This window comes from Thermogemmatispora sp. (assembly GCF_019683755.1).
Lineage (GTDB): Bacteria > Chloroflexota > Ktedonobacteria > Ktedonobacterales > Ktedonobacteraceae > Thermogemmatispora.
Map to the genome: position 1 here is coordinate 1 of NZ_JADGHT010000331.1, position 5110 is coordinate 5110.

The 5110-nt window shown below is 59.5% G+C and carries 4 protein-coding genes; 1 reads left to right on the forward strand and 3 read right to left on the reverse strand.

All coding sequences use genetic code 11. The annotated features are described in order from the left end of the window. Positions 1-1476, forward strand: a 1476-nt coding sequence (locus IRZ24_RS16550; RefSeq protein WP_297166523.1) for an NFACT family protein, incomplete at its 5' end; no start/stop codon positions are given. Here IRZ24_RS16550 and rpoN read toward each other — a convergent pair. The 3 genes from rpoN to selD all read right to left on the reverse strand — a co-directional run bounded on the left by rpoN (position 1462) and on the right by selD (position 4711). Further along, positions 1462-2907 (reverse strand): RNA polymerase factor sigma-54, encoded by a 1446-nt coding sequence (gene rpoN / locus IRZ24_RS16555; protein ID WP_297166526.1) that lies wholly within the window; start codon positions 2905-2907, stop codon positions 1462-1464. The genes IRZ24_RS16550 and rpoN overlap by 15 nt on opposite strands. Positions 2908-3011: 104 nt before the next feature. Next, positions 3012-3701, reverse strand: coding sequence for a ribonuclease III (gene rnc / locus IRZ24_RS16560; protein ID WP_297166529.1), 690 nt, complete (start codon positions 3699-3701; stop codon positions 3012-3014). Between the two features lie 5 nt (positions 3702-3706). After that, the gene (selD, locus tag IRZ24_RS16565) at positions 3707-4711 is read right to left on the reverse strand and encodes a selenide, water dikinase SelD (RefSeq protein ID WP_366914320.1); all 1005 of its coding nucleotides are present in this window, start codon (positions 4709-4711) and stop codon (positions 3707-3709) included. Positions 4712-5110 lie beyond the last annotated feature (399 nt).

Below are 5110 nucleotides of genomic sequence, written 5' to 3' on the forward strand. Positions count from 1 at the left end.
AATCGTTATCGGGTGATCATGCCCAATGTTCCTTATGTACCACCGCCGCCTCAGCAGCGTCACTTTGCCGGCCAGCTCCTGCCGCGTTTGGAACCGACCACTGTCACTGCAGCGCAGCTTGCCATCATTCCAGGCAACGAAGGAGGTGAGTTAACTCCTGCTCAAGGAGAGGCGCTCAAGGCGTCGCGGCGAGGAAAAGAAGAGGCACCCAAGCTGTGGCAGCTTCTTGTTCGCCACCTGCTCGGCTTCAGCCCCTTGCTGGCGCGTGAGGCCGTTTATCGTGCGTTGGGAGACAGCGAAGCTGGATTAGAGCTAAGTCAAGAGCAGTGGGAAGAGCTGGCCTGGAATATTCGAGATCTGGCGGCTCTCTACGATACTCATCGCTGGCATCCGCAACTGGTAGAGCGTCTGGAAGTGGCCTCCGTGGCCGAGGGCGAAGCAGAGGAGCGCGCCACCCCTGTGGCCTTTGCGCCTTACGTATTGGAGCAGTATAGCGCCCTTGACGGGGTGCGCATCCGCGAATCGGCCTCGATTAACATCCTGATCGATGACTTCTATGCCCGTAGCGAATGGCTCGATGCTCTTGAAAGCCGGAGAGCGCCACTGCGCAAACTGCTCCAGAGCCTGATTGAGCGCTGCCGCCGACGCGCTGCGGCACTGGCGGAAGAACAGCAGGCACTCGCCGAAGCAGAGAACTATCGTCGACAAGGTGAACTGCTGCTAACCTTTCAGCAAGAGATAGCGCCTGGGCAGACGCGGGTTAGCCTGCCTGATCTCTTTGCGGCTGATGCGCTCCAGGACGACCTGCCCAAAGTCACCATAGAGCTTGATCCGCGCCTCGATGCCGTGGGCAACGCTAACCGACTCTTTGCCCGCTATCAGAAGATGCGCAGGGCGGCGGCGCTCCTACCTGAGCAAATTGAGCGCAATCAGGCCGAACTGGCAACACTAGAGCAGCTGCTGACTGACTTGACCTTGGCCGAAACGCCAGAAGAGATCGAACTAGTCAAAGCCGAGATCCAGGCGGCTGGTTACTTGCATGAGCAGAAAGGCTCTCCAGAGCAGACAAAAACGGGCAAGAGGAAAGCTGGTCGGGGCAAGGCCGTACCCTCAGGCGGTGGTGTGCCGCTCTACATCCAGAGTCGCGATGGCTTTACCATTCTGGTGGGTCGCAACAGTCGCCAGAACGAGGAGGTGACATTTCGACAGGCAAGTGGTAATGATATCTGGCTGCATGCGCGTGGCGTCCCTGGAGCGCATGTGATTATCAAAGCGGCGGGCCGCCAGGTGCCGCAGAGCACTCTTGAGCAGGCGGCCAGTCTGGCGGCCTATTATAGTCAGGCGCGTGGCTCCAGTAGCGTACCGGTGGACTATACCCTCCAACGCTACGTGCGCCATATGAAGGGAGGAGGGCCGGGTATGGTCGTTTACGACCATGAACGGACCATCTATGCGCGACCGTCAGCGCTCGCGTGAAGAGCCGATGCCCATCTCCTCGCGGTACTTGGTCACTGTACGCCGGGCTAGATGAATGCCTCGCTCGGCCAGCAAGCGACGTAGCTCTTCGTCACTCAAGCGGCGCTGAGGTGCTTCCTGCTGAATGATCTCGCGCAGAATATCCTTGACGCCGAGCGAGCTATCGAAAAAGTCGGAGAAGGGAATCAGGCGTCCATTGGGCAGCAGCGCGTACTTGTTGGCGGTGGCGCGGCTGACCGTGCCTTCGTCAAGGCCGAGGCGGGCCGCCACCTCAGCGCGGGTCAGCGGGCGCAGATAGCGAATGCCCTTCTCCAGAAAGTCGCGCTGCTGCTCAACGACTACCTCTGCTACCTGCTTCAGGGTGCGCCAGCGGCGTTGTATGCAATCGATGAAAAAGCGCGCGCGATCGCTCTGCTGTGAGAAATAGCGCTGTAAGGCGGGGTTAGCAGTGACACCATCTGGGGAGCGGTAGCTGCGATTGACAGAGAAGTGATAGCGCTTCTCCTCAATCAATTCGACCTCGAAGCCGTGATCACCGCGGCGGATAACGACGTCGGGGCGTACATACATCGCGCTACTTTCGCGCTGGGGGGAATGGCTATCGAGGCGATAGGTGTGGGCGGGGAAAGGGTACAGGCGGCTGCGAATGTAGGCGCTGGCGGCCCGGACTTCCTGCTCAGACACCTTCAGCTCACGAGCGATTTCCTGGTATTGACTGCGTCCCAGGCGATCAAGATAGCGCTCGATCAGCGTACGGGCCAGTGGATGAGGCGTCTCTTGCTCGGTCAGCGCTTCTAGCTGGATGAGAAGGCACTCGCGTAGGTTGCGGGCACCGATCCCCAAAGGCTCCAGGGTTTGGAGCTGCTTAAGGACGTATTCGACCCGCTCTAGCGGTACATTCAGATAGCGACTAATCTCTGCCGTACTGATCTCCAGATAGCCGCGCTCGTTCAGGTTGCCAACCAGGTGCTCAGCGATCGGCGCCTCTTCGGGGGGAAGCAAGGCTTCGAGCTGCTGCAGCAAGCGCTCAGCCAGGGGTTCAGACGTAGCGATACGGGCCAGGGGATCGCCCTCGGCCTCGGAGTCAGCCTCGACGAAGCCGTAGTTATCCATATCATAGAAGGGCTGTCGGAAAGGCTCCCAGGCTGTAGCGGTACCGTTCTCCTCGAGAGAGGCAGGACTCTCAAAGCTACCTGTCGGTAGGTAGTGACCGCAGGAGCTACAAGCAGTAGCGCGGGTGCCACGGAGCACGGCTCCACAGAAAAGGCAGACACGCTGCTCCTGAACCTCTAGGGCAGGATTCTCGGTCTGCTCCTGATTAATGCACCGCTCCAACTCATCTGCAGATAAATGCAGGATCGTACTCGCTGTAATGAGCCGCGCACTGACGCGCAGGGTCTGCTCTGGACGCGGCGTCGGCTCCAGTCGCATAGCGTTCCCTCCTCCCTATCCTGCTAACCAACCGGCCCTTTCCTTTCGAAAGAGTAAGCATCGTGCCATTGACCAAAGGCTTCCTGACAGGTAGAGCTGTTAGACTATAGCCAGCCGCGACTATCCAGCGCCGCATGGGCGGCCTCCTGCTCGGCAGCCTGCTTATTGCGTCCCTGACCGCGTCCAATGACCCGCTCGCCTAGGAGCACCTCGACCGTGAACTCCCGATTATGGGAGGGGCCTTCCTGGCTAACGAGGCGGTAGGAGGGGGTGATGCCCTCGCGGGCCTGGGCCAGTTCCTGAAGCAAAGATTTGCTATCCTTAAAGAGGCGCTTCTCCACAATAGTGTGAGCCAGCGGCTCCACGCGAGGAATAATCACGCGACGCACCGCCTCCAGCCCCTGGTCGAGATAGATCGCTCCTAGCACTGCCTCGAAAGCTGAAGCAAGGACGCGCTGGCTGCCACCGCTCTGTTGCTCACCCTTCCCGAGAAGCAAGAATGAGCGCAAATTCAGATCGCGTGCAAACTGAGCAAGGGTCTCTGTCTTCACCAAGGCGGCGCGCAGATTACTCAGCTCACCCTCATTGAGCTGAGGAAAAGTCCGGTAAAGGAAATCAGCGCAAACAAAAGCCAGAATCGAGTCGCCGAGAAACTCCAGGCGTTCGTTTGACTCGCGCCCAGCGCCGGGCGTTTCATAGATATAGGAGCGATGGGTCAGGGCCAGTTGCAACAGAGCAGGGTCGCGGAACTCGACGCCCAAGGCCTCTTCCAGTGCTCTATATCCTGCAGTCATTGTCGTTAATACACCTCCAGTAACACCTGTGCCTCCTCTATATGCCTGGTGGTCACCTCGCCGATGAGCCAGAACGGGACAGTAGCTTTCAAAGCAGCCAAGCGGGGCCACAACTCCGGAGCGATCGCTGCCAGCAGGCCGCCGGAGGTCTGCGGGTCCCAGAGAATGGCCTCGGCTATAGCATCCAGCCTCGCGTCCAGCCGGACATGGGGACCAAAGTAGGCCCGATTACGGCTCATCCCACCGGGGGTACAGCCGCGCGCCGCGTACTCCTCAACATGAGGCAGGAGCGGCAGCGAAGAGAATGTGAAGCGCATGCTCGTCAGGCTTTGAGAAGCCATTTCCCAAGCGTGGCCAAGCAGACCGAAGCCTGTCACATCGGTCACGGCATGTACGCCTCCGCTGAGGGCGGCCAAATCCGCAAGAGCACGGCTGGCGTCGCGATTGAGGCGCATCATCGAGGCTACGGCAGCCGCTAAATCCTCGTCAGCAACCTGCTCGCGCTTATGAGCGGTGGTGATCAGACCTGTGCCGAGCGGCTTGCTAAGTACGAGCAGGTCGCCGGGCTGAGCGCCGCCTTTAGTAAAGATGCGCTGTGGGTGGACGCTGCCAGTAACAGCCAATCCATACTTTGGCTCATGGTCGCTCACGGTATGTCCGCCGGCGATGACTGCCTGAGCGCGGGCCACCGTTTCAGCACCGCCACGTAAGATCTCGCTCAAGAGCGCTGGATCAAGATCGTCGGGCCAGGCGACCAGATTAATGGCCATCAGCACCTCACCGCCCATGGCGTAAACATCGCTCATAGCATTAGCAGCGGCGACCGCGCCAAAAACATAAGGGTCATCTACCACGGGCGGGAAAAAGTCCGCCGTGCTAATAATTGCCTGCTGCTCATTGACCTGATAGACTGCTGCATCGTCAGCAGCGCTCAAACCCACGAGCAGAGAGGGCGGAAAATGCTGATCTTTCAAGGGACGCAGAACCTGCGCCAGGGCCGCCGGGCCCATTTTGGCCGCTCAACCAGCACAGCTGGCGAGCGAGGTTAAGCGGATGCGCCGACCAGTACTCATGGCAGGAATATCCCCATGCTCGTAACCCATTTTAATTAGGTGCAAGGTCATTGTAACGCCTTGGTATAAGGCTCGTCAACGTTGTAGACGGACCGTGCTCGCTGTGTTACTCTATATTCGGCTGTATGGGTCTGAGCAGGCCAGGCAATCGCGGGTCAGATCAGCCGAACGCTCCCACTTTCCGGTCTTCCAGCCTTGCTAAGCGGCGGATCGGCGGGGCGGAGCGGCAGGCTGCTGGCCCGAGGAAAGTCCGAACTCCACAGAGCAGGATGCTGGCTAACGGCCAGTGGGGGTGACCCCAAGGAAAGTGCCACAGAAACGATACCGCCCGCCGGC

What these genes read in the sequence shown, in the direction of transcription:
- rpoN (WP_297166526.1), bottom strand. Translation starts at nt 2,907, where the DNA reads ATGCGACTGGAGCCGACGCCGCGTCCAGAGCAGACCCTGCGCGTCAGT.
- rnc (WP_297166529.1), bottom strand. Translation starts at nt 3,701, where the DNA reads ATGACTGCAGGATATAGAGCACTGGAAGAGGCCTTGGGCGTCGAGTTC.
- selD (WP_366914320.1), bottom strand. Translation starts at nt 4,711, where the DNA reads ATGGGCCCGGCGGCCCTGGCGCAGGTTCTGCGTCCCTTGAAAGATCAG.